At 35.1% G+C, this 24,996-nt stretch carries 28 protein-coding genes; 9 read left to right on the forward strand and 19 right to left on the reverse strand.

All coding sequences use genetic code 11. The annotated features are described in order from the left end of the window. Positions 1 to 20: 20 nt before the first annotated feature. A complete protein-coding gene (locus SPD48_RS10310; RefSeq protein WP_336258015.1) occupies positions 21 to 1,043 on the forward strand; it encodes an alpha/beta fold hydrolase in 1,023 nt (340 codons plus the stop codon). 251 nt (positions 1,044 to 1,294) lie between these two features. Here the strand turns inward: SPD48_RS10310 and SPD48_RS10315 are convergent, their stop codons facing one another. The 7 genes from SPD48_RS10315 to SPD48_RS10345 all read right to left on the reverse strand — a co-directional run bounded on the left by SPD48_RS10315 (position 1,295) and on the right by SPD48_RS10345 (position 5,348). Beyond that, positions 1,295 to 1,927 (reverse strand): VTT domain-containing protein, encoded by a 633-nt coding sequence (locus tag SPD48_RS10315; RefSeq protein WP_336258016.1) that lies wholly within the window; start codon positions 1,925 to 1,927, stop codon positions 1,295 to 1,297. Beyond that, positions 1,918 to 2,130 carry a hypothetical protein gene (locus SPD48_RS10320; RefSeq protein ID WP_336258017.1) on the reverse strand — a complete coding sequence of 71 codons (213 nt, stop codon included), beginning with the start codon at positions 2,128 to 2,130 and terminating at the stop codon, positions 1,918 to 1,920. Before SPD48_RS10320 ends, SPD48_RS10315 begins: the two co-directional genes overlap by 10 nt. Positions 2,131 to 2,155: 25 nt before the next feature. Then, complete coding sequence (locus SPD48_RS10325; protein WP_336258018.1) at positions 2,156 to 2,509, reverse strand: hypothetical protein; 354 nt, start codon at positions 2,507 to 2,509, stop codon at positions 2,156 to 2,158. Between the two features lie 159 nt (positions 2,510 to 2,668). Next, the gene (locus tag SPD48_RS10330; protein WP_336258019.1) at positions 2,669 to 3,358 is read right to left on the reverse strand and encodes an alpha/beta fold hydrolase; all 690 of its coding nucleotides are present in this window, start codon (positions 3,356 to 3,358) and stop codon (positions 2,669 to 2,671) included. 278 nt (positions 3,359 to 3,636) lie between these two features. Further along, positions 3,637 to 4,143: a hypothetical protein gene (locus tag SPD48_RS10335; protein ID WP_336258020.1), complete on the reverse strand. Its 507-nt coding sequence runs from the start codon at positions 4,141 to 4,143 to the stop codon at positions 3,637 to 3,639. 219 nt (positions 4,144 to 4,362) lie between these two features. Further along, positions 4,363 to 4,827 (reverse strand): hypothetical protein, encoded by a 465-nt coding sequence (locus tag SPD48_RS10340; RefSeq protein WP_336258021.1) that lies wholly within the window; start codon positions 4,825 to 4,827, stop codon positions 4,363 to 4,365. A gap of 35 nt (positions 4,828 to 4,862) precedes the next feature. Continuing rightward, positions 4,863 to 5,348 (reverse strand): GyrI-like domain-containing protein, encoded by a 486-nt coding sequence (locus tag SPD48_RS10345; RefSeq protein WP_336258022.1) that lies wholly within the window; start codon positions 5,346 to 5,348, stop codon positions 4,863 to 4,865. A gap of 466 nt (positions 5,349 to 5,814) precedes the next feature. Here SPD48_RS10345 and SPD48_RS10350 point away from each other — a divergent pair, with 466 nt between their 5' ends. Further along, positions 5,815 to 6,318, forward strand: coding sequence for a GyrI-like domain-containing protein (locus SPD48_RS10350; RefSeq protein ID WP_336258023.1), 504 nt, complete (start codon positions 5,815 to 5,817; stop codon positions 6,316 to 6,318). 140 nt (positions 6,319 to 6,458) lie between these two features. On the opposite strand, the gene SPD48_RS10355 is transcribed toward SPD48_RS10350, so the two are convergent. After that, positions 6,459 to 6,653, reverse strand: coding sequence for a hypothetical protein (locus SPD48_RS10355; RefSeq protein ID WP_336258024.1), 195 nt, complete (start codon positions 6,651 to 6,653; stop codon positions 6,459 to 6,461). Between the two features lie 376 nt (positions 6,654 to 7,029). On the opposite strand from SPD48_RS10355, the gene SPD48_RS10360 reads away from it, so the two are divergent. Then, positions 7,030 to 7,308 (forward strand): hypothetical protein, encoded by a 279-nt coding sequence (locus SPD48_RS10360; RefSeq protein ID WP_336258025.1) that lies wholly within the window; start codon positions 7,030 to 7,032, stop codon positions 7,306 to 7,308. 301 nt (positions 7,309 to 7,609) lie between these two features. Here the strand turns inward: SPD48_RS10360 and SPD48_RS10365 are convergent, their stop codons facing one another. The 5 genes from SPD48_RS10365 to SPD48_RS10385 all read right to left on the reverse strand — a co-directional run bounded on the left by SPD48_RS10365 (position 7,610) and on the right by SPD48_RS10385 (position 11,449). Then, positions 7,610 to 8,770: an MFS transporter gene (locus SPD48_RS10365; protein ID WP_336258026.1), complete on the reverse strand. Its 1,161-nt coding sequence runs from the start codon at positions 8,768 to 8,770 to the stop codon at positions 7,610 to 7,612. Positions 8,771 to 8,931: 161 nt separating this feature from the next. Next, the gene (locus tag SPD48_RS10370; RefSeq protein ID WP_336258027.1) at positions 8,932 to 9,723 is read right to left on the reverse strand and encodes an ATP-binding cassette domain-containing protein; all 792 of its coding nucleotides are present in this window, start codon (positions 9,721 to 9,723) and stop codon (positions 8,932 to 8,934) included. Further along, positions 9,711 to 10,472: an aliphatic sulfonate ABC transporter permease SsuC gene (ssuC, locus tag SPD48_RS10375; protein WP_442962142.1), complete on the reverse strand. Its 762-nt coding sequence runs from the start codon at positions 10,470 to 10,472 to the stop codon at positions 9,711 to 9,713. The genes SPD48_RS10370 and ssuC overlap by 13 nt, the downstream gene beginning before the upstream one ends. 18 nt (positions 10,473 to 10,490) lie before the next feature. After that, positions 10,491 to 11,279: an aliphatic sulfonate ABC transporter substrate-binding protein gene (locus SPD48_RS10380; protein WP_336258029.1), complete on the reverse strand. Its 789-nt coding sequence runs from the start codon at positions 11,277 to 11,279 to the stop codon at positions 10,491 to 10,493. Positions 11,280 to 11,293: 14 nt separating this feature from the next. After that, the gene (locus tag SPD48_RS10385) at positions 11,294 to 11,449 is read right to left on the reverse strand and encodes a hypothetical protein (RefSeq protein WP_336258030.1); all 156 of its coding nucleotides are present in this window, start codon (positions 11,447 to 11,449) and stop codon (positions 11,294 to 11,296) included. A gap of 155 nt (positions 11,450 to 11,604) precedes the next feature. Here SPD48_RS10385 and SPD48_RS10390 point away from each other — a divergent pair, with 155 nt between their 5' ends. Then, complete coding sequence (locus SPD48_RS10390; protein WP_336258031.1) at positions 11,605 to 12,099, forward strand: DUF3231 family protein; 495 nt, start codon at positions 11,605 to 11,607, stop codon at positions 12,097 to 12,099. Positions 12,100 to 12,115: 16 nt separating this feature from the next. Beyond that, a complete protein-coding gene (locus SPD48_RS10395) occupies positions 12,116 to 13,360 on the forward strand; it encodes an MFS transporter (RefSeq protein WP_336258080.1) in 1,245 nt (414 codons plus the stop codon). Here the strand turns inward: SPD48_RS10395 and SPD48_RS10400 are convergent, their stop codons facing one another. Together SPD48_RS10400 and SPD48_RS10405 are read right to left on the reverse strand one after the other, a co-directional pair. Further along, positions 13,361 to 13,960 (reverse strand): YitT family protein, encoded by a 600-nt coding sequence (locus SPD48_RS10400; protein ID WP_336258032.1) that lies wholly within the window; start codon positions 13,958 to 13,960, stop codon positions 13,361 to 13,363. Positions 13,961 to 14,064: 104 nt separating this feature from the next. Continuing rightward, a complete protein-coding gene (locus SPD48_RS10405; protein ID WP_336258033.1) occupies positions 14,065 to 14,202 on the reverse strand; it encodes a hypothetical protein in 138 nt (45 codons plus the stop codon). Between the two features lie 142 nt (positions 14,203 to 14,344). Here SPD48_RS10405 and SPD48_RS10410 point away from each other — a divergent pair, with 142 nt between their 5' ends. Further along, on the forward strand, positions 14,345 to 15,832 hold the full coding sequence (locus SPD48_RS10410) for a flotillin family protein (protein ID WP_336258034.1): 1,488 nt from the start codon (positions 14,345 to 14,347) through the stop codon (positions 15,830 to 15,832). A gap of 517 nt (positions 15,833 to 16,349) precedes the next feature. Continuing rightward, the gene (locus tag SPD48_RS10415; RefSeq protein ID WP_336258035.1) at positions 16,350 to 17,759 is read left to right on the forward strand and encodes a hypothetical protein; all 1,410 of its coding nucleotides are present in this window, start codon (positions 16,350 to 16,352) and stop codon (positions 17,757 to 17,759) included. Between the two features lie 129 nt (positions 17,760 to 17,888). Here SPD48_RS10415 and SPD48_RS10420 read toward each other — a convergent pair whose 3' ends face one another. From SPD48_RS10420 to SPD48_RS10430, 3 genes are all read right to left on the reverse strand, one after another. After that, positions 17,889 to 19,328 carry a CPBP family intramembrane glutamic endopeptidase gene (locus SPD48_RS10420; protein WP_336258036.1) on the reverse strand — a complete coding sequence of 480 codons (1,440 nt, stop codon included), beginning with the start codon at positions 19,326 to 19,328 and terminating at the stop codon, positions 17,889 to 17,891. A 424-nt stretch (positions 19,329 to 19,752) separates the two neighbouring features. After that, positions 19,753 to 20,082, reverse strand: a complete 330-nt coding sequence (locus SPD48_RS10425; protein ID WP_336258037.1) for a YolD-like family protein — start codon at positions 20,080 to 20,082, stop codon at positions 19,753 to 19,755. Then, complete coding sequence (locus SPD48_RS10430) at positions 20,079 to 20,300, reverse strand: hypothetical protein (protein WP_336258038.1); 222 nt, start codon at positions 20,298 to 20,300, stop codon at positions 20,079 to 20,081. Before SPD48_RS10430 ends, SPD48_RS10425 begins: the two co-directional genes overlap by 4 nt. 142 nt (positions 20,301 to 20,442) lie before the next feature. Between SPD48_RS10430 and SPD48_RS10435 the strand changes: the two genes are divergently transcribed. Both SPD48_RS10435 and SPD48_RS10440 read left to right on the forward strand, forming a co-directional pair. Next, a complete protein-coding gene (locus SPD48_RS10435) occupies positions 20,443 to 21,702 on the forward strand; it encodes a Y-family DNA polymerase (protein ID WP_336258039.1) in 1,260 nt (419 codons plus the stop codon). A 185-nt stretch (positions 21,703 to 21,887) separates the two neighbouring features. Further along, positions 21,888 to 23,624 (forward strand): ABC transporter ATP-binding protein, encoded by a 1,737-nt coding sequence (locus tag SPD48_RS10440; protein WP_336258040.1) that lies wholly within the window; start codon positions 21,888 to 21,890, stop codon positions 23,622 to 23,624. A gap of 122 nt (positions 23,625 to 23,746) precedes the next feature. Here SPD48_RS10440 and SPD48_RS10445 read toward each other — a convergent pair whose 3' ends face one another. After that, positions 23,747 to 24,763 (reverse strand): S66 family peptidase, encoded by a 1,017-nt coding sequence (locus SPD48_RS10445; RefSeq protein ID WP_336258041.1) that lies wholly within the window; start codon positions 24,761 to 24,763, stop codon positions 23,747 to 23,749. Positions 24,764 to 24,996: the final 233 nt, after the last annotated feature.

A 24,996-nucleotide genomic window follows, 5' to 3' on the forward strand; every position in this document is an offset into this window, starting at 1 on the left:
TTGAAGGGAGAGAAAATACTGTGGATTACGAGATTTTTGATTTAGGTGACGTAACCTTACAATCAGGAGTGACGTTACCGAACGCTTTTCTTGCTTATAAGACTTATGGAGAATTAAATAAAAAGAAAGACAATGTTGTCATCTATCCAACTGCTTTTGGCGACCAGCATATTCAAAATGAATGGTTGATTGGAAACGGCAGGGCACTAGATCCGAGAAAATATTTCATTATCATTCCAAATCTGCTGGGAAACGGATTATCTTCCTCGCCTAGTAACACACCTGCTCCATTTGACAAGGCGAATTTTCCACGGGTAACCATCTATGATAATGTGAAATTTCAATATCGGCTGGTGACTGAAAAATTTGGCATTGAAAAGATTGCACTAGTTGTTGGATGGTCAATGGGAGGAATTCAATCTTTCCAATGGGGGGCAAGTTATCCCGACATGGTGGAACGAATTGCACCTTTCTGCGGAGGTGCAAAGACTTGGCCACAAACATATGTGGTCCTGGATGGAATGAAAGCTGCCCTCATGGCTACAATTGGCTTCGATTCAAGTAAACTAAACCAATTGACTTCTGAGGACATGCGCGCTGTTGGCCGTGTCTATGCGGGATGGGGCTTATCACAAGCCTATTATAGAGAGGAACTTTATCGAGAAATGGGATTTGATTCATTGGAAGATTTTGTGTCTGGCATCTATGAAAATAGCTTTATGAAAATGGGTCCGCATAATTTCCTAGCTATGTTATGGACTGGCCAATATGCCGATATTAGTGCAAACCACGCTTATAACGGAGATTTCGATGAGGCTCTTAGAAGCATTAATGCACTTGCCTCCATCATGCCAGGAAGTACGGATCTCTTCTGTACTGCAGACGAGAACGAATACGAGGCTAAGCTAATACCTAATGCTGTTTTTAATCCTATCGAGTCAATCTGGGGCCACTTTGCCGGTCGTGGAATCAACAGTGTCGATAATAAATTTATTGACAACAACCTAAAACGCTTGTTGGCACTTCGTCCAATAGACAGATAATTATTAGTAGCAATATCTTTTCGGATGATTCTACTGTGTTTAGTGATACCCGATATTCTGATGCCAGTAAAATGAATTAGGGCACTACTCGAGTTTTATCGATTAGATGGATTCCTTCTATATAGACTATAATTAAAAACATTGCGAAGAAATGCAATTAAACTATATTGATGTTTACTTTTTTATGCAAAAAAATTGTCACTAGCTTTTCTAGGCTAGTGACTTAATAAATATTACTACAACATAATTTTCTATCTATTCTTGAAAAAAGAAAATATGGCTGGCAAGATAGACAGAAATATGATTATCAAAATTACTACGGAAAAATTTTCTTCCACAAACCTAAGATTACCAAAGAGATAACCGGCAAGTGTACAGATTAATACCCATAAAACTGCTCCTACAATATTATAAAAAGTAAACAGTCTATAGTTCATGCCACTTGCACCTGCTACAAAAGGTACGAAGGTTCTAATGAATGGCATAAAACGGGCAATTATAATAGTCTTTCCTCCATGTCTATTAAAAAATCCTTCAGCCACTATCATTTTTTCTCTATTGATCATCCTACTGAAACGATTTTTCTCTATTACAGATTTTCCTACTTTTTGTCCAATATAATAATTGACCGCATCTCCTAATATTGCCGCGCTAATAAAAGTGAGTATCAGTATGGATAGACTAAGCGAACCCATTGAAGCAAATGTACCACTGGCAAATAATAAAGAGTCACCAGGTAAGAATGGAAATATCACCACTCCTGTTTCAATAAATACGATCAAAAACAACACGATATAGGTCCAATGGTCAAACAACGATATTATTTCTACGAGATGCTCATCAATATGCAAAATAAAACTGATAATAAATTTAACTAATTCCATATATTTTCTCCAATATAATCTTTTCCATATAGCTCGTCACCTTTTATTGCATTCAAGATCAGTTCCTTAATATAGAAGATCCATCCTGCTTGGGTGAATATACCAACAGCAATCATAAATCCAAAAAACATAATTGTTATTAAAAAAATATATATATAACACTCAATTAGTTTTTTATATTCAGTTTTATTATTTTTTTTCATTAAATACTCCCCTTTAAATGTTTTACTAAAAACTATTTATACTTCTGGGGAGATAATTTGATTTATACTTCACAGCAAATAAAAAGCCTTTTAATTGCATTCTGATTAATGAACTATTCAATCTATAGTTAATAATGTGATCTAAGAAGAATAGTATACATAGACTGGAAAGCAATACTAAGTCTTTTGAATAATTTTCATGTGAAAAAGTTGTCGGCTTTGACAAGTGAGCTGCTGTAAAGCTTGAAGGATGATTAATGGCAGAGATCGTAGTGTCTTCAACTTCTTCACTCAGATTTATATTCATCGTGTTTATTTGCCCATGTAAAACTAAGTTAAATAAAATACAAAATAAAAAGAGATGAAGAGTTTTTTTCACTTTCTACCTCCTACCATCAATAGTTATTTAATAAAGGTACAAGATTATTATACCTTTTACCAAAGGTCCTTGCACTCGTTAAGACAATATTTACTTAGATTTATCTTATAAGGATAGATTTGGAAAATATTTGATTGAGAAATAAAGCACCTTTCTAATTTACTTTTTTAGAAATTCAATTATATTGAAGAGAAATTCTGATAAATTATCCAGATGTACATGATGACCAGCTCCATCAATTGTAACTAATTTACAATTGGGAATAAGCTCGGATACTTCACATAATTTGTCTTGAGGTATATTACTAGAGCCACCTCCAATAACAAGTGTAGGTGTAGAAATGGTTGGAACTTTTCCCCACCATTCTGGGTTTGGTTTATTTAATTGCTTTAAAATTGATTGAACAACATTCCAATCAAACGGCAAAGGTTGATTTGGCTCCGGTGGTATTTCCTTTAGTTTATCTGGAAATGGTGGGGGAGTATCGACAACAATTAATTTTTCTAATCTCGAAGAATATTGTTGTGAAAAAAGATAAGATACTGTTCCGCCCATAGAATGACCAATTAAAATAAAACGCTTCAAATTTAATGCGTTAACAAAATGGAATAAGTCCTCACACATTTCCTCAAAGGAATAAGTATCAGTTCTTGCACTTTCTCCATGTCCTCTCTGATCTAAGGCAATAAAACGATAATTTTCTCCTAATTTAGTCGCTACTTCATTCCAAGACTCTGAACTAGTTCCCAGTGAATGTAGTGCAACTATTGGTGGTGCTAAAGAATGGCCACTTTCCCTGTACTGAAAGATATTTCCATTAAGTTCAATTCGTTTTACCGATAATTCCATTTACTCATCTCCTTGGATATTCTTTCATTTACTTCTAGGAACGAAGGTAGAATTATGGTCTTCTTCCGAAGGCATGCTCATTATACCCATGAATGGGGGTAAAGCCACATTGGAGTCAAAATTGCAAAATTGACTTGCATCTAACATTTTATCAACGTCAAGTTCAAAATCTAGAAGCACTTTTTTCTCTTGATCTAGTCCTAGCTTTTTATGGGTTCAATAACCCTGTTTAGGTCGCTAAAGTACATTCTTTTACACCATATGTAAGTAAGTTATCCTCAATCTATTACTCCCTTTTTCTTATCTTGCATAGTTAAACAGATGTATATAGTTATAAGAATACAGGCAAATAGTGTCGAATGGAAAATAGTATGAAGTGTATTGGGTACGATTCCATTCATTTCGGGTAGAAAGGCATGTGTATTCCCAAACATGGTATTGTATATTTCCATTTTTTCTTCTGCACCAATCCCAAATAAATACGGGATCCACCACGAGAAAAGTGCCCCTATAAAAATAAAAGCAGGATGAATGATCAACCAAATTCTTACCCAGATTGGATACTTTTTCCCTATAAAAAAGAGAATGCCTCCGATTAATAATAAAATCTGAACTACACCAATCAGCGTAATAAAAATTATCTCATTAGTAGAATGAACTGAAGCAATAGCTTTAATATCATTTAAATTTCCCAAAGGAATCAAGTCTTGCACGATCATAAATACTAATATTAAAGTGTAACCAAATAGTAAGAGCTTCTCAGATGGACGAATAATTCTTTCCATTCACATTACTCCAATCCATATATGAACTGATTTAAAAGTTAATTCTTTATTCTCAAATTTTATGATAAAGTATTTGAAATATGTACATAATTAAATAGTAGACTAACATTTGGGGGTTGCCCCTTTATAGTAAAACAGGAATCATTATCTTAAATGCTGGTGAAGTATCATACGACTCCTTGCGCGTAAATTAATAACTTATGGTAATCGCATCACTATTTAATCTTTACTTTCATTCTGATCATACACGGGCATGAAAATAATCAACTCTTGAGATCCTTCAGGACGCTCCTTATATAATTCAACTATGTAATGATCCTGAGAATGTTTATATTCACTTTCATATATTAATTGATCCAGCTGTGTATAAAATTCTCCCATACGACTTGGATCAAACATCGTTTCCAATACTGCATAACTCCCTAGTAAATGAACCATTTCCATATCTGGAGTCACCTGTTTATCTTCATTTTCCACGGCTACGCCAGTAATGAAAAAACCATCATCATGATTACTCCCTTTTTTTGGCTCATAAATAATGTACCGCTCACTTCTATCCATTCCGAGTTCCTGCATCCGTTTCTTTGTTTGTTGCACCTTATGTGGAATAATTTGAGGGTATGTTTCAAAAGAGGCAGTATGCTTTATTCCAATAATTTTTACATCTAATTTAATTATTTTCATTTTATTTCCCTCCTAATACTAATAAGATAAATATGTTATTGTTTTTGGATTGCAATATACATATCAATTTCATTATCCGGGTCTTCTGGTTTATAACGTTCATCCCATCGTTCCAGATCATAGCCTAATGATTCATAGCCATTTTCCTCCATCCACTTGCCATATAAATAATCATATGACTGATGCAATTCTGATTCCAAGCCATAATGAGTAAAAAAGGAGTACAAATTTTCAGGAACGGAATGAACAATAGTTCCAGCAGGTAGATTTTCAGCATTAGATACCTCATATCCAACAATAGAAGTGAAACGATCTACCATGGGATCAAAGTTTTCGATCATAGGATAAATTTGTAATAAATAAATATGTTCTCCAACTCTGTTTGAAAATTGATTAGCATGCTCTTTCAATTTTGCAATCGCATGTTTAACGATATCTTCGCTTTTTATTTCTAGTAAATTTACTTCAAATCGATATCCTACTATTTTAAAGGCAGCCTTTTTTATAACTTTCGGTTCCAAATTAACACCTCCTCCCCTTAAAGAAAACGCATACAAATAGTTTGAGAATAAATATTTGCTAGATTTTTTCAAGTGAATCTTTACTGTCATATCGATTTCTGGATCATTGCCTAAGACAGGAATCTAAGAGTTCACATTTTTCCATACAAAATTGAACTACAGACTTCATACTCGATAGCTAATTAAATAATAGCATAAACATCCATACGAGTCCCCTGTTTTTTTACATTTAATACCTTTTCTCTAACATAAATAATTACCCCAAAAAATTATCAGATTTTATTCTTATCGAATATGACAATATGGACAAATACCTAACTTTTTTAATTCTACTTCGGCCCATTATAATGCATTCTTTAAAAATATTAATTGATTTTCTTAAGAAAATGAAAGGATTTTATTACTGAGTTGTTGAAATACAATATCAAAATGAATATGAAAAGAAATAACTGAAAGGATGAGGAACTTGGATATTCGGATAGAGAAAAAAGATCCCTTTAAGGTTATTGGGATGACTTTGTCTGTAATATTATCTGAAGAACGCGAGAAAAAACTAATTACAGCTTTGCATGATAATTTTAGTGAACGAATACACGAAATCAAAAATCGAATTGAGCCGTTGAAGGAATACGGAATTTTTATTGATCCACCGAACTATAATCCTAATTCTGATCCCTTTACATGGATTGCAGGCGTAGAGGTTGAGGACATCTCCGATCCCCCTAAAGAAATGAAAAGTTTTGAATTTCCTAAGCAATTATATGCTATAACGACATACGAGGGCCCAAAAGGCGAGGCTGGATCTATCTATGATGCTCTTTATACTTGGATTAATCAATCGGATTATGAGATTGCAGCTGACTATGGATTAGAAATTTACTCTAGTGTATCAGACAAACTAGGTCCCAACTACATCCACATGGATCTTTATTTTCCTATTAAAGAGAAAGACTTGTTAATAAAAGACTGAGACTATTGGTCTTTAATGCTTTGAATCTTAACCAGATTATTATAAAAGCAAATTTGCTCTCCTATTAATAAAAATAAGCCACTTCCTTTTCCATCGGATATAGCGGCTTAGCAGTAATACTGTAATACTATTTTAGTTGTTTAAACTAGACACGTAATGATGTTTTTACTATCCCTAGTACATATAAGCTTCTCCATTTCTTCGTCGTCTGCAATCAAGGCATCCACAATGACGAAAGCTTTCATCCCTTTCGTCATTTTCTTTCCGACACCCGCAAACAAATCTGTCGTGTCCTGTGCTTCTCTCCCAATCTTGTTTACCAGACACGGTTTCACTCCTGCAACCCAAAAGTTTCACTCCTCTTTTTATTACCTAAATAGTTTACTATCAATATATGAATACTCATACAATTTGAGTAAGCAAAACGCTGATTTAAAAGTAAATCTTGAAAAGAAAAGCATTCTTCTACCTCAACTATCCTAGTTGATAATCATAAGACCTATATAAAATGAAGTTAGAGCATTCGTGCTAATCACTTGTAGATTTCTTATATTCTTTCCAATTAAAAAATCCTCTCTAAGTAAGGTTGTATGGGATTAGTTTTTAAACTGATTCCGAAACTTCTTTACTTACTTGGGACAAAGTCCATTAAGATGATTTCGCTCATACGTTAATAAGAACAAGTACTTACGATCAGGGGGGAGATTTTTTTTGAATAGGCAAGAAACTGATTTTAACCAAGATACCGCTTCATCAGCTACAACCATTGCAAAACTTACATTGCTAGGTTCGGCCATCACTACACTCGGAGATGCTATATCAACTATAGCCGCTGCGTTGGCCTTGGAGGAAATACTTGCAACAGAAGAAGAACCTCAAGCCGATCAGGAGGATCAAGTCGATCAGCAACAAATGATCGATTCCTTGCAAAAACAAATAAATGAATTAAAAGGTGAACTTAAAAAAGTAAAATTAGATTCAAATAATTGATGAAATTAATTAGGCTCTTTTCCATCGTTAATGTGTCTAATTATCAAGGATGTAAAGAACGGGTTTAGTTAAATTATTGGCGTTTAATGCCTGCCAAACGGGTACTTAGCAATAAAGACCAACGAGTATAACATTAGATATGAACTAGCTTGTAACGCCAACTGGCACTCCTCCGAGGTTTTAATAGTTGACTCAAGAATATATATTTCGTTATTAATTGTTTCAAATTAGTAACCACTTAAAGCTCCTAGCCTTTTAGGACTCGGGGAGTTTTTTTGTTCAAAAGTAGTTTAGTTATTTTTTATTGCATACGTGCCGGCTTTTTCCATGCGATCGAAATTCCTACTCCTATAGCTAAAAAGAGAGACGAAAAATAAAATGGATAATCTAAATTAACATCGAATAATACCCCACCGATAACTGGCCCTAAGACATTTCCAATACTAGTAAACATTGAGTTCATTCCTCCTACAAATCCTTGTTCATCTTCGGCTATTTTTGATAAGTAGGATGTGACTGCAGGGCGAATTAAATCAAAGCCAACAAATAATACGACTGTTACAATAAGAATGGTCGCATACGTGTTTACCAAGGTCATTAAAAATACAAGAAATACAGAAACTAGTAAGCAGTAGCGGATTAAAATAATTTCTCCAAACCGCTTTGTTAACCGATCAAATAATGCCACTTGTGCAATTGCTCCTACAATTGCACCTCCAGTTATTACTATTGCAATATCTTTTGGTGTAAATGCAAATTTATGATCAACAAACAGTGAAAATAATGATTCAAAAGCTGCTAAACTAAAGGAAGAAATGAAAATTATTAAAAAAGCAATAAAATACATTGGTACAAAAATCCGCTTGAATCCAGATATATTTTCATTCATTTCCTTTTCATATTTTTGGCGTTCAGGCTCTCGAAGAGTAAAAAAGGACAGAACAGCAGCGACAAGTGCCAATCCCGCGGCAAAAAAGAATGGAAAGCGAGAACCAATTTCAGCAAGGAACCCACCAATTCCTGGTCCAATAATAAATCCCGTCGAAATGGAAGCGGACATATATCCGAGCGCTTTTGATCTAGTCTCCATTGTTGTTATATCAGCAATAAAAGCTGTTACAGCTGGCATGATAAAGGCAGCGCTTATCCCGCCGAGAACTCGAGAGATAAAAAGGACTTCAACGGTCTTACCGAGGCCGAATAACAGTTCAGAGAAACTGAAGATCAATAATCCGAATACGATCATATTTTTACGCCCAAACCTATCCACCCATTTTCCTGCAAGTGGAGATACTAATAGTTGGGCAAGTGCAAATGCCGCTACGAGATTCCCAACGACTGACCCGGATAGGTGCAATTCATTCATGATCGTTGGGATTACTGGAATGACAAGTCCAATTCCTAAAAAGGCGATAAATAAATTGGTAAGTAAAATTGGTAACGCCATTTGCCTCTTTTTCATCTTTTTTCTCCTTTTCCTAATGAATAAAGTAATTATATACTCTTATTTCCAATAGAGTCAATATTCTATAGCTATTTCCTAATTTCCAAAACAAAAACCCTAGATACGAATTCTAGGGTATATAAAGATTTCTATTATAAATCAATGTATTTATTCTATTGTTAAACACTTACTGTTTGAATAGGCTTTTTCACTATATGCTCTTTATACGGCTTTCGGTTCATAATCCGTGCTAAAATCTCTTCCACGTACAAAGAAAATTCTATTTGCGTACGTCTTCTTGGTCGAGGTAGATTAATCTTTTGATCAAGTGAAATCCTGCCTTCTTCAATTAATAGGACACGGTCCGCAATTGCTACTGCTTCCTCTACATCGTGGGTAACTAAGATAGCGGTAAATCCTCTATCGTTCCATAATGCTTCAATCAATTCTTGCATATCGATCCGAGTCAACGCATCTAATGCACCAAGAGGTTCATCCAGTAATAATAATTCTGGATCATGAACAAGTGCTCGAGCTAATGCAACCCGTTGTTTTTGTCCTCCCGATAAATTTCTAGGCCAGTCATGACGTCGATCTGCTAAACCTACATGATAAAGTGTTTCAATTGCTTTTACTTCCTTTTCTTTCGATAAGGCTATTTGGATATTATCAATGACACGTTTCCATGGAAGTAGCCGACCATCTTGAAACATCATTCTGGCATATTTATTTAATTGAGTTAAAGCTTCCCCATTCATAATGATAGTACCTTTGTTCACTTGTTCAAGACCTGCAATCAGTCTAAGAAGGGTACTTTTTCCGCATCCACTCTTTCCAACTATAGCGACAAATTCCCCTTTTTCAATTTCAAGATCTATTTCTTGTAAGACCATATGGTCACCAAAACTTTTACTGACTCCTTGCAAAGATATATGTTTTTTTCTTTTGAGTTGTTGTTCTAATTGTTCCATTTTAATAATCTCCCCTCAAAATACTTCGCAATGATATCAGATAATTTTCCAAACAGTGCATACAAAACGATACTTAATACAATGACATCCATCTGCATAAATTCTCTTGCGTTCATTGCCATGTATCCAATACCTACATGAGTTGAAATTGTTTCTGCAACAATAAGCGTTAACCACATAACGCCTAATGAAAACCTCACACCGACTAATATGGATGACATAGCTCCAGGAAGTATTACAGTAAAAAATAAAGATTTCCCTTTTAATCCATAAGCTCTACCCATCTCGATTAAATCCCTATCAACCGACCTAATTCCGTGATACGTGTTAATATATATAGGAAATAAAACCCCAAGAGCTACGAGGAAAATCTTGGATGTTTCATCTATACCAAACCATAAGATAACTAGAGGTATTAAAGCTAAATGTGGAATATTCCTTAACATCTGAATCGATGTATCAAGAAGTAATTCAGAGTACTTGGATATTCCATTAAATAACCCTAATAGAAATCCAATACTGCCTCCGATTAAAAATCCAGCCAATGCCCTACCTAAGCTAACCAAAATATGTTCATATAATTCTCCCGTTGACAAAAGGGTTATAGCTGCCTGTAGTACTTCAAGAGGTGCTGGTAAAATTCGTTGAGGAATAAAACCAAGCCATGATAGGAATTGCCATCCTACTAAAATAAGCCCTGGTATAAGCCACGGTATAAGTTGTTTACTTGACCCTTTTATACGTGGCATCATTTTATCTACCTCCTATTATTTCATTACTTCATTTACATCAATTTTCTTCGGGATAATATTTAATTCATAAAATAAATTGGCAATATGTTGTTGCTCTTCGATAATTTCCTCGTTGATCTGATCCACTCCATAATGGCGTCTTTCAACAGCAAGTCTGATGGCATCTTCCTCTAGATTTAATAATGGAGCAAGCATCGATACCAATTCCTCATGGTTTGCGTTTGCCCAATCAGAGGATTTCGCTACTTCTTCAATAATTAAGTCTCCTACTTTTTCATGTTTTTCCGCAAATTTTTCCGTTGCAATAAAAAAATCCCTATCTGTTGTGAGACCTTTTCCATTAGTCAGTAACACCCCGTCTGAATAGAGTTCTGTTGAAGCTGTAAACGGATCCCATACAACCATGGCATCTATATTCCCTTGCTCAAAAGCAACCCTAGCATCACCAGGCTGGAGATATGCTGGTGTAATGTCAGAGTACTCAATCCCTGCCTCTTCCAATGCTTTGACAAGTAAATAATGGGAACTAGACCCTTTTGCAAAGCTAATTTTCTTGCCCTTTAAATCTTCGAGTGATTGGATGGTTGAATTTTTTGGTACTACTATTCCACTTCCCTCAAATTTAGGTTTACCGGCTGCCAATGTTACAAAAGGAGTTCCGGCAGCTTGAGCAAAAATTACGGGAGTATTCCCTGTTCTGCCTACATCAATGCTACCCGCGTTTAACGCCTCAATTAAAGCTGGACCAGCTTGGAACTCATGCCATTCCACTTCATATCCTAATGGTTCTAAGCTCTCCTCCAATGTTCCAAGTCCTTTCAAAATGACAAATGGACAATTTTTTGATACCCTATGCGAACAATCTTTTCCTCTTCTACATCAGCGGAAAGTTCTTCTTGATTAGTACCGCACGCGGATAAAACCGCTATTAATAACATTAAAAAACTTACTAACAACAGTAAACTCTTTTTCAATTCCTTAACTCCTCCTTGATTAATTAATAAAGAGGGTACTGATTTAGCCTATGTATGAATGACTAGTAGGTTCCTGTCCTCATGATATTTTTAACATAATTTCTAATATTTTAGGAAAACTAAACTAACTAATTTTCGAGGAGGCTATGTATCCTATGCTTGACCAAAAACAACAAGCGGAGCCATATCATTCCGGGGAGATTTATCATCTCTGGGATTTTTTATTAACTACTAAAGAATATTTAGTAACACTTCAAGTACTTAATAATCATGCAGGAGATCAAGACTTAAAAGATTTTCTAGATGATCTTACTGAAAATGGTTTTACACCTGAAGAAGAACAAGTTGAAAGTATTTTAAGCAATGCTGGCATTCGATTACCTCCAGCTCCTCCTGATCGTCCAAATGTAGAAGTAGAGGACATTCCTGCAGGTGCACGTTTTAATGACCCTGAGATTGCCAGTTTAGTTCAAAAAGAATTACTAACAGGGAAAATGATCTGCAGCTATATAATGGGGATTTGCGTTCATGAAGATATTAAAAATCTCTTTGGTGAATTTCATACTTTGAAAGAAGAATACGATGTAAAGTTAGCCAAGATTAGAAAAGAAAAAGGCTGGGTCGTCTCGCCACCAATAAATATTAAATAATCGCCAAGGAGCGTTCATACAAATGGCATCCAAGAATAATACGATGACTATTATGGCTATTGGTTCAATTCCACTAATCATGACACTTGGGAATTCGATGCTTATCCCAATATTTCCTGCCATGAAGTCTGCTTTAAAGCTTTCTCAAATGCAAGTTAGCTTAACTATCACAGTATTTTCTATTGCAGCAGCTATTTTTATCCCAATTTTTGGTTACCTATCTGATCGATATTCAAGGAAAATTATTATTGTTCCTTCCTTAATTTTATTTGGTTTGGGTGGTGTAGTGGCAGGCTTAGGGGCTGCTATATTCTCAAATTCTTACGTATGGATTTTAATTGGGAGAACACTTCAGGGGATTGGGGCTGCAGGTACAGCTCCAATTGCCATGGCACTAACTGGAGATTTATTTAGAGGTGGAGAGCGAAGTCGTGTGTTAGGTATAGTGGAGGCGTCTAATGGATTAGGAAAGGTTTTGTCACCAATACTCGGTTCCTTGCTTGGTCTTATTGTTTGGTATTCAGTATTTTTCGCTTTTCCTGCAATATGTCTGATCTCTATATTATTGACATGGATTTTTATAAAAGAAAAAAGCTTTCGTCAAGATCCACCCCCTTTTAGAAAATATATGCTTGGTCTTTTAAGTGTTTTTAAATTGGAAGGTCGCTGGTTGTTTGTCACCTATCTTGCCGGTGGAACTTGCTTATTTACTTTGTTCGGCATCTTATTTTACTTATCTGATGTGTTAGAAGAAAAACATGATATTGATGGGGTTGTCAAAGGCCTTATATTAGCGATTCCCTTACTTTTCATGGTGACAACCTCATATATAACTGGAAGTAAAATTGGAAAAGATATGGAGAAAATGAAAAAACTCATGTTACTTGGGTTTTCCTTTATGACAATATCCTTTGCTTTGTTAACATTATTTGAAAAGCTCGTATCTTTTCTAGCCATTCTTGCTCTAAGCAGTATAGGTGCCGGGCTCATTTTACCATGTGTGAATAGCTTAATAACTGGATCAGTTGGGAAAGAGCGGCGAGGCTTTGTCACTTCATTATATGGTTCTGTCAGATTTATAGGAGTTGCAATCGGTCCGCCTATATTTGCTCGTTTAATGGATTGGTCACGTACAGGAATGTTCTTATCCATTGCAATTCTTGCTCTGATTGTAGGTCTTCTTGTTCTTTTATTCATTCGCGTGAAAGGAAAGGACGGAAAAGAAAACAAAAATACAACGTTTCGGTATAAATATACGTAATCACTCAATCGTATACGTTTCATATGGGTCGTAATTACAAATGAAGTCAACAAGTTTAGTTGATATCCATTGGCTGATAAAAGCGAGAATCATTATTCTCCAGCTAATTACAGCTGCTGTAATAAAGAAGATAGAACAATTAAAAATAAATAGAGGTTTACCGGGTAAAATATTTGCTCGATGTGCAATCATATATGCCATGACACCCATGCCACCATTTGAGACACCTTGGCGCATTAATAATCCTACCCCAATTCCTAAAAAAAAGGAACCAAAAATAAGATCAATAATTAGATTTCGGTTTGTAATATAAATAAAACTTTCTACTACATCAATTGTGAGGGAGGCTACTGTCATTCCAACTACAGTCCAAACTGCAAAACGCTTCCCAAGATAATTTATTCCAGCTAAAAGTAGAACAAAATTGACAATCCAGAGAGAGGGACCCATTGGAATATAAAAATAATAATTGAGTAAAATGGCTAGACCACCGGCCCCTCCAGAAGGTATCGATTGCGGAAAAAGAAATAATCCCATTCCGAGCCCTTGAAAGATCCCGCCTAATAGAACTAGTCCACCTTTTTGAATGCCTGTTTTCATTAAAATAGGCCCTCCTCTTAATGTACACAGTTTTCATACAGAGGTTTGTACACTTTGAAACATACTTATTCAATTATCATGACAATCATTACATGTATATGACATTACTCATATATTTCATCAGAATGTTTAAATTTAAGTTTCTCCGATTTAATCGTTTCTTCTGTAATATTTTCTTTCATTTCTTTTTCCACAATACTTCTATCCTTCAACTCTTCTTTCCGATCTTGACTCTTTTCCACTTTTATCCTCCTCTTTTTATCAATTGCATATATTTTGTCCTTTTTTGTCTAATATAATTGAATTTCTTCGAAATTAATGCAGGATTATATGAATATTAAGCGAACTATAATAATAAGGATAAGTATCAGGGAGGCGAGAAAGATGGTAAAAGCAACTATATTCCTTTTTGTGTTACTCATTATTGCAGCCATCGGAGGAATTGTTTGGTTGATCTATATGAAATTAAGATATAAAACGGTTCCTTCAAACATGGCATTAATTATTACTGGACCTAAACTGGGAGATCCAAAGAAAGAAACGAATATTTTCCATGATGAACAAGGGCGTTCCATGAAAGTAATCAGGGGTGGCGGACATCGGCTAAGATTATTCCAAACACATACACCTGTTTCCCTTACCTCATTCCAGCTACAAATAAAAACGCCAAAAGTATATACACTTCAGGGCGTTGGTATTTTTGGAGAAGCCGTTGCAACTGTGAAAGTTTCCGATACATTGGAAGGGATTGTAAAATATGCTGAACAATTTTTAGGGAAAAAACAAAAAGATATTGAGTTTGAGGTTTCCGAAGTTCTAGGATCCAATTTACGAGCAATCTTATCAAAAATGACAGTAGAACAAATAAATAGCGATAGAGAAAGTTTTAACGAACAAGTACGTGAGGTTGCCCAAGGCCAGCTCGATAATATGGGTTTTAAAATTACTTCCTTAGGACTGACAAACATAAAGGATGACGAAGGATATCTAGAAAATCTCGGTCGACCTAAAATTTCTGAAATCAAGAAAGAAGCAGAAATTGCTGAAAGTACGAATAATCGTCAAACAAAGGTTCATGTTGCTCAAATGAATGAGGAAATAGCCAAAGAGGAATATGCGAGAGAGATAATTATTGCTGAAGCAAGAAAAGAAAAAGAAATAAAGGATGCGCAAAATTTAGCTATTACTGAACGTGAGAAAGCGAAATCAGAAGCTGCTTACATTTTAGAACAAGAAGAAAGAAATTTAGAAATTGAAAAAGAACGTTTAAAAATCATTAGACAAGATAGAGAAGAAAACTTGAAAATTCAACAACTAGAAGAAGAAAGACAAGTAATGCTCGAGCAAGAAAAAGTGAAAGTCAGAAAAGAAAAAGCAGACGCTGCATACTATGAAAAATTACGTGAAGCTGAAGCAGAAGCTGCGGCAAGACGTGAAGCCGGAAAGGCAGAAGCAGAAGTGATTCGATTAAAGAGTGCCGCTGAAATTGAAGCGATCGAAAAACGGGCTGAAGCATTAAACAAGCATAAAGAAGTCATGCTGACAGAAATGATTATTAAAATGCTACCTGAATATGCTGCTGCAGTTGCGGATCCATTAGCAAAAGTAGAGTCGATCCGAATTCTTGATGGTGGAACCGGTGAACAAGTTAGTGGAATTCCTAAAATAGTTACGAATACATTAGCTAATTTACAAGAAAGTGTCACTCAGATGACTGGCCTGGATCTCGAAAGTATTTTAGATAAAGTTTCCGATATGAGCACAAAGGAAAAAGAAGAAATGGTACAGGAGCTCATCGCTCACAATACAGATTCAGAGGAAGAAACATATCCGGATGAAGATGAAAATGAGTCGGATGATTCCACCCAGTAATATATGAAGAAAAGTCCGAAGAGATGATTCAATCGATGTTGAATGAATTTCGGACTTTTTGTTGTTTCAATGGATAAGGCTATGTTGGAGTTGTTTTAACCTAGAACGAATTGATCGTTGCACTTCGAAGTACATTCCCCCTACTTTCGGATGTCTATGTTACTTCACAGGGATTCTGCTCAATTCTCGGGCACATAACTCTTAAATAGAGTACCCTCACTTGGATTATACGTATTATCGGGAACATAACTCTTAGATATGATACCCTCACAGGGATGATAATGTATTCTCGGGAGCATAAACCTTAGATATGTGACCTTCGCTGGGATTCTAATTTATCCTCGGGAGCATAAAAAAATACTTGAGCATAGTAACGGCCAGGTGTACACTGCTTTCAGTTAATTTTCCCCTCTGATTCCTCCCATTGTTATTCAGTGTTCTCCACTTGAGTCGTGAACATAAATTGTTGCTAATATGTTAAGATAAAGAAAGAGAACACATCGAGAAGGGATTATATATGAAAGTTTTTAGTACATGGGGGTTACGTTTATCGATTACCCTCTACACTTTATTGCATTTTTTTACGGCATTTTTTAACAATAAATTTGCACTTTCCGCTTTGGCAATTGCTGGCCTTGCTCTCTTTTTCTTTTCGCTATTATATCTTTCAATTCAGAAATTTAAATTACCGTTTACTATTTTTATATGCGGAATTTTAATCTTACTCTTTTCTGACCATTCTGTTCTCAATGGAATTTTACAAGGGCTTATTTTAATGAAAGATATGATTGGGTTATTAATTATCGTGCCTTTAATCGGTTGGGTCCTTAGAGAAGAACCATATATTGAAGATATTATGAGTGTATTTTATACATTCATTAATACGAGTCAAAAGTTTTACCTTAGCTTGATTACTTTTACCCAAATAATTGCTTATTTTTTATTGTTCGGATCGATCCCTATGATGTACCAATTTGTTAATATTATTTTAAAAGATCATCATACGGAATTTTGGGAAAAATATAAAGGGACTGCTTTGTTACGTGGGTTTGCACTTTCCACTTTGTGGGTTGTTAGTATTCCAAGTTTTATTTTTGCAGTCGAAGCATTAGGTGCTTCGCTTTGGTTAGCGATCCTACAGGGGCTTGGTATTGCCATCATTGGTACCATTTTGGCCGTTACTTTTGCTTTTTTCTCGGAAAAAAGATCGGGTTTTTCAATCACGCCTACATTACAACAAAATATTAAACTTGTCCTTGTAAATGCCTCTCCTAAAGAAATTAGGAAAAAGAAAGTAATTGAGTTTTTCTTATTATTTATTTCGTTATTTGGATCGATCTTTTTGATCCACGGTGTTTTTAGAATACCATTAATGCTTATCATTCCTCTTGTTATTGTTGGATGGATCTGTGCATTTTTCTTGTTTAAAAGAAGAGGATATAAACTTACAAGGGTAGCGAAAGAATATGTAAGGAAAGATATGATTAATCAATCGTATCAATTAAATATTATGTTATCAGTTGGAGTACTTATTTTTGCTTTAAGACAAACAGGGTTTGCACCGACGATTGTTAACAGCCTTCATTTCTTGCAAGATACGATTCCGTTCATCAATCCACTTTTCTTATTACCTTTCATTGTAATTATTTTAGGTTTTTTTGGGTTGGGACCACTAACAGTAATGGTATTAGTTGCAGGTATATTAAGTGGTATGGAGCTACCATATTCCCCTGAGCTAATCGTTCTTTCCATTACATCGGGAAGCGTCATTTCGATTTTGATCTCACCAGTTATCATGCCTGTCATTGCTCTTAGTGCCTCAAATGGCCTAAGCATGTTTACAAATGGGATAAAATTTAACTGGAAATATGCCATTGTCTTTTACATCATTGTACAAACGTATATACAAATAATGGTTCATGTATAAGGGTGCTTTACAGCTCCCTTTTTTATTTTGACTAAATTGTTATTGTAAAAACATCTACTATTTAACACCCATATAATGGATGATAAAAGTTTAACCCTAGAGATGCTCTACCTCTCTAGGGGGAGTGTGCTAGCTTTTTATATGAAAAGGGCGACGGTAAAAAAACAAACAGAAAGGACTAAACATAACGACCAAAGATAGAAGTCCGAGTTTCATGTCGATTGAAAATAAGAATAAAGTAGACACCCATGCATTATAGAAAAAGTGAAGAAAGATTACGGTTGAAAACCCATAATTCTTAAAAACGAAATAAAATAATGGTCCTGTAAACAAAATAAATTCAATCACATATAAATACCACGGATACATATCATACCCGATATGGAGTATTCCCCATAAGAGAGATGTAGCAATTACTGCAGTGACTACACCAAACCGTTCGAAAAATGGTCCCATATAGTTTCTAAATATCGCTTCCTCCGTCACTGCTGCACTTAAACCAACAAATAAGGTAAAGACAGGAAGCACCCACGGACTATTCAGTATGAGCAAACTATGATTTAAGACAGGAGATACCCATACATCAAAAAATCCGGCAAAGAAAAAGTATAGTTCACCTAGAGTTATTCCAATTATAGCCGTGAAAAACCCTTGTTTTATATGTGGTTGTAGAGCTCTAACCCTTTCACCAATATTGCGATTTACTTTTTTCCATCGTATTAATAAAACTGCAAATGTTAGATATGTCATCAACACTGGATCCAACATTGCTATACCTGTAACAGTTCCGTTCATTGCTTTTGTAACGAAAATCCAGCCAAATCCTGCTGCAATAGTTAAAATGAGTGGTCCTATAAACCCTTCGATCTGCTTTTTAATTAACCGTTTAATAAGCTGTATAGTTACGATCACAACTAATGTAATTAAAAATACAAAAATGCCAAAGTATAAAAGGTATTGTCCAGCCGATTCCGATTGAAAAGAATATTTTGTTGCGAATCCGTAATGATCAAATTGAATAATATAATTGTCAATAGTGTAGATGTCTACTATTTTGACAACATTATTAAATTTTGTTTTCGCTTGATAAGTCCACTTCACATCCCATTCCGTCAGAGTACCATCCTTACTATCTTCTGATATTAATTCATATCCTTCTCCAAAATTAGTTTTTATAAAATGATCGATATCTTCTGTAAAAATACTTATATTAGTCGCTTTTGTTAATTGCCCGTTCTGCGGATTAATCTGATAAGTCTGTTTTAAATTTTCAATTTCAATGATGTAAAGAGGAACTTCCTCACTAAGCCCTTTTAATTCTTGTTCATTTAAATGGTTCGCTTCCACATATCGTCCAATACTACTATTTGCGACTGCATCGAAGTACTGTATATCTATTTCATTCATCGAAGGTATGTCTAATTGTTTCGTTGCATGCTCGATCTGATTAAATACATCCGATTTAGAGTAATCTGGCAATGGATACTCTACTGAGTCATTAAAAAATACCATACATACATAAATGATAGCTCCAATACACGCTACTAATGTTAAACGACGAAAATTCATGCATTTCCCCCACTTCTCTATGTTTTACGGAAAATTAACTTAATTATAAACTATTGTATTTTAATGAAGGCAGGTTTTATACTTTCTTTATATTGATATTGGAATTTATACTTTATCATGGAGGAAAACTGGGATGAGCTAGGGGAATAATGACAAGCCTAGGGACGATGCCGCTATTCAAGATGAAGACTAATCAACAATCCCGAAAAGCTAGGTGATACCACACCAGCAAAAATAGCAATAAACACATTTAATCTCCTTGCATCAGAAAGAGTACTATTAATGATTGACTTAACCACAGCATTTATTTATCGGAAAAAATGCTCACAATTAACCGATAAAATTAAGTGCTTCTTTCAGTAATAATAAACTGAAAAAAGCACTTTTAATTGGCAATACTCTTACCCCATCTGACTATATATATTTAATTTTCGATTATTTCGACATCAATAACGCTAGAGAGTGATAGTTGATTTCCATCTTCATTTTTCAATACGATATATCCTTTCCATTGGTCGATCTTCGCAAGTTTTCCACGTAATGTTAAATGATCACCATCATGAAAATAAGTCATTTCAATTGTTACTTGATGTTTTAATGCATGTTTTAACAGTTGGTCAATCTCTGTCATTTTCTGTTCATCAAGAATTGGTTTTTCTTTATATTCAATAAAAACTTCTTTTAACATTTCCACATGTTCAGGTAGCATCAAAGATACCCATTTCATTGTTCCACGATCATGTACTCTCGTCATGCATATGCCTCCATTTTCTGATTGATCTGCTCTATTGCTAAAATATTAGTCATTTTAAACGTTCTTAATTGGCGACGCATATAACAGAAAGCAATAATATGCTCATCTGTGTACGAAAAAATTTGAATAGTTCGCTTCGAAATAGAATTTGATTGGGATACATAAATTATGTTGACCTTACTTCCAGTTTGTACTGCTTTATTTATACAACCCATCATTTTCTCTAACCCTCCTGAACGTTTGTTCTCATTTTAACATGACTTCCAACAATTTACAAGAACAAACATTCGTATCTTTATTGTTTTTCGTGATTCTCTTGCATATAATAAAACGTACGTTCCCATTATTGGAGGTTATTATATGGATTATTCGCTTTATCCAAGAAATGATATCCTTTGCATTGATATGCGCTCTTTTTACGCAAGTGTAGAGGCTGTAAAGCTGGGACTCGATCCAATGAAAACGTTATTGGCAGTAATTGGGGATATATCTCGTCCTGGAAGTATTGTCCTCGCTGCTTCGCCTGCGTTAAAAGAGAAACATGGTATTAGCAACGTAAGCCGTTTTTTTGAGCTTCCAAATGATCCAGCAATTCATATTGTGCAAGCAAATATGGCAGATTATTTGCATGTATCCATCCAAATTACAAAATTACTTAATCATTTTGCTCCTAAAGAGGCGATCCATCAATATTCTGTCGATGAAGTATGGGTTACTGTTAATGGGTTAGAAAAATTGTTTGGAACTCGTCAGGAAATCGCTATTCTAATTAGAGATGCTATTTTAAACGAACACAGAATTACAAGTGCAATTGGAATTGGTGACAATAAATTTCTAGCGAAAGTAGTGATGGATCTTCATGCAAAAAAAATAGAATCTGGGATCGCAGAATGTAAATATGAAGACGTAGCGGAAAAGCTGTGGCCTTTTTCAGTAGAAAAAATTTGGGGTATTGGAAGCCGAATGAAAAGAAATTTACATCGATTAGGAATTACTACTCTTGGACAAATTGCACAATTTCCTCTTGATCAATTAAAAAAACATTTTGGCGTAATGGGAGAGCAATTATACTGGCATGCATGGGGTATTGATTTAAGTCCCATATTCGGCGATTTTACCAAAACAACACAAGAAAGTTTCGGGCACGGGATTTCCTTATTACGAGATTATACAAAAGAAGAGTTGCTTATCTGTCTGCTTGATCTCTGTGAAGAAGTTTGTCGAAGAGCACGTACGGCACAAAAAGTTGGAAAAACCATTCATTTGGGAATTGGATACTCAACTGAAACTGGTGGAGGAGGATTCAGCCGTTCAACTTCTCTTTATACACCGACAAATATTACAATGGAAATGCATCAAGTGTGTATCCGGCTTTTTAATACGTTTTACGATGGACATAGTAAAATCAGACGGGTCTATGTCACATTAACCAATTTATCGGATGATCAAGATACACAGCTCGATTTATTTGAGGAACGATCGAAACAGAAAGATATTGGTTATGTAATGGATACTATTAGGGATCGTTTTGGAGCAACAGCTATTTTACGTGCTTCTAGTTATACAGATGCGGGAATTACGCTTGATCGCAGCAAAAAAATCGGTGGACATTGGGCATGATATTACCACATTTATTAAATTTTTATAAAAACAAGTTGTAAATCTACACGTTACGATATAATGAGAAAGAATTCTTTTTATTAAAATAGGCTTATCACCATTGCTCTAATGGTGTAAGCCTAAGTTGCAATTATGCAGATAGAATGGCTCAAACCTTATTGTCTGCTAAAGAGAGGAGTAATATCATGCCAAAGCAACAGCAAAAAGGACTAAAACCTTTTATATCCCTCATATTATCAATGAATATTCCGAAATTGGCGTTAACATTTGGCTTAATTGGGACTATTATTTCTACACTCGCGAGTCTCGCAATTCCAATACTTGCAGGTGAAATCGTTGATGGCTTTTCCATTGAAACGTTGAGTGTGGGAGTCATTATTGCTATTGTCATCGCTTTTCTTTTCCAAGCTGTTATGGATGGATTTTCTACCTACTTATTAGGTGCGGTAGGACAAAAAGTTATTGCACGCTTACGAGAAACCTTATGGAAAAAGATTGTTAGATTACCCGTTCCTTATTTTGATAAAACTAAAAGTGGTAACACAGTTAGCCGGGTTGTCAATGATACTGGAATTTTAAAAGACTTAATTTCACAGCATTTCCCTCAATTTATCGGAGGAATTGTCTCTATTATCGGTGCTGTGACGATCCTTTTCATCATGGATTGGAAAATGACGTTGCTCATGTTACTTTCTGTGCCTTTAACAATTTTATTCATGATCCCACTTGGGAGAAAAATGGCCAACATTTCACGAGGACTGCAAGATGAGACAGCTGCTTTCACAAGTGTCATTCAACAAGCAATTAATGAAAATCGATTAATGAAATCATCTACAGCTGAAGATGTTGAAAAATCAAAAGGTAATAAAGGTATTGAACGAATGTTTCGTTTTGGATTAAAAGAGGCACGTATTATCGCTATGGTCGGTCCACTAATGTATTTAATTGTCATGATTGTCATTGTGGTGATTATCGGTTATGGTGGAATCCGCGTTGCCGAAGGTTCTATGTCGACAGGTGCTCTTGTAGCATTTCTGCTCTATTTATTCCAAATTGTTTTCCCGATTACTTCATTTGCCATGTTCTTTACTCAATTACAAAAAGCACAAGGAGCAACAGAAAGAATTATTGATATTTTAAATATGCAAGAGGAATCTGGACAAAATGGCAAAGAAACAAATATTTCTAATCAAACCTTACGTGTTTCTCAGCTTTCTTTTTCTTATAATCAGAATGAACCTGTACTTAAAGACATCTCTTTTGAAGCAAATCCCGGTGAAATGATTGCTTTTGTCGGGCCAAGCGGTGGCGGAAAAACAACCATCTTCAGTTTGTTAGAACGTTTTTATGAACCTACAGCTGGGGAAGTCCTTATTGGAGACACACCAATAAATCTGTTAGCTTTAGATTGTTGGCGTACTCAGATCGGATATGTTTCCCAGGAAAGTGCCATGATGGCTGGTACTATTCGAGAAAATTTAACATACGGTTTACATGAACCAACTACTATTACAGATGAACAATTGTGGGACGTTGCAAAAATGGCCTATGCAGATACATTCATTAAAAATTTTAAAGATGGATTAGATACAGAGGTTGGGGAACGAGGAGTAAAATTATCTGGCGGACAAAGACAACGAATTAATATTGCTCGTGCTTTTTTAAGAGACCCTAAGATTTTAATGTTGGATGAGGCAACGGCAAGTTTAGACAGCCAGTCAGAGCAAGTCGTTCAAGATGCATTAGTTCGATTAATGAAAGGACGTACAACCTTTGTAATTGCTCATCGTTTATCAACAATAGTCGATGCAGACAAAATTTTATTTATTGAAAATGGAAGGTTAACTGGGGAAGGAACACATGAGGAACTAATAAATGCTCATCCATTATATCGAGATTTTGCTGAACAACAATTAACATAGAGTTAGTTAGAAAAACTTAAATTAAGTTAAAAGATTATAATCAAAAAAGCCTTTACGAAAAAGGCTTTTTTAGTACATTACTAGCAAAAACTAACGTTTCAGTAGTTTAACCTATAAAAAGATTACGGTTTAAACTCCTGGATAACCGTACCTTTCCCATTTTCAACGTGAACTTTCGCATATGCACCATTAATAAATGTTATTTGAGGGGGTTGATGCCCACAATCAATGTCGTAGACAATCGGTATGTTTAATTCTTCAAAAAGATCTTGATACACATCTTCTATGAGATAATCTTCCACAGGCATATTAGCAGCACTGCGTCCAAATAATATGCCTGAACAATTTTCAAACCAACCTGCTAGTCTCATTTGCACAAGTGTTCTTTGTAGATCTGTCGTTTTTAATTCACAGTTTTCAAAATACCATACAATAGGCTCATTAATATATTCTTTTCTAAATTGGCGGACATCACCAAATGGTGTTCCAATTAAATGCCTGATAACATCGATACAGCCTCCAAGTAAACGCCCCTCCATTTTTACTGTAGCTTGAGTTACTGTTTTCCAGATTGTTTTTTCAGTTAAGTTAAAAACAGAGGCAGGAAGTGGATGATCAAATTGCCATTCCTTTTGATACAATGAGGAAGAATATTGAACTATCGATTCTCCCATTTCAGTTGCCAAAACAGATTCCCACATCGCCGTTGTTTCGTCTAAATTTGCTTCACGTAAATCGACCAAATTTGTACCGTGAGCGGTAGCTATTCCTGTTTTTAACGTAATTGCAAGTAGCAGGACACTCGTATCGGAATAACCTAAAACCCACTTGTTTTTCATGTTCTCAAAGTCAACATCTTCAAGCATTTCGATAAGTAATTCACCGCCCCATGGTGGAATAATGATGTCAATCTTATCATCGACCACCATTTGATTGAATTCCAATGCACGTTCTTCTTTCGGAGCTGATTTTGCTTTTTTCTGATTCCAAACCGTATTTCCACAAACCGTTTTAAACCCTTTTATATTTAATTGTTTACACGCTGAGTGAACAAGTTCGTGTAGTTCGGCTTCTACACCCGATGATGGAGCAGTTACCCCTATTGTTGCATTATCTTTTAAAATAGGATATTTTATCATTCACATTCATTCCTAACATCAATATATTTTGTATCTACACATTTCTCTTTTGCGATGTAGGACTCCTGCATTTTAAAAAAACACTTCGTACTTCAATTTGAAATACGAAATGTTCTTGTTTTTTATTACGACAAATACTTAAATGTTCTATCTAATTAACTGTATCAGAGCAGTGTCACGGGGCCCTCTCACATATTTCCACCGTGGATAGGGAAGCGTAAGAGCGCTGCGAA

Source organism: Pseudogracilibacillus sp. SE30717A, assembly GCF_037071985.1.
In the GTDB taxonomy this organism is placed as follows: Bacteria; Bacillota; Bacilli; order Bacillales; family Amphibacillaceae; genus Pseudogracilibacillus.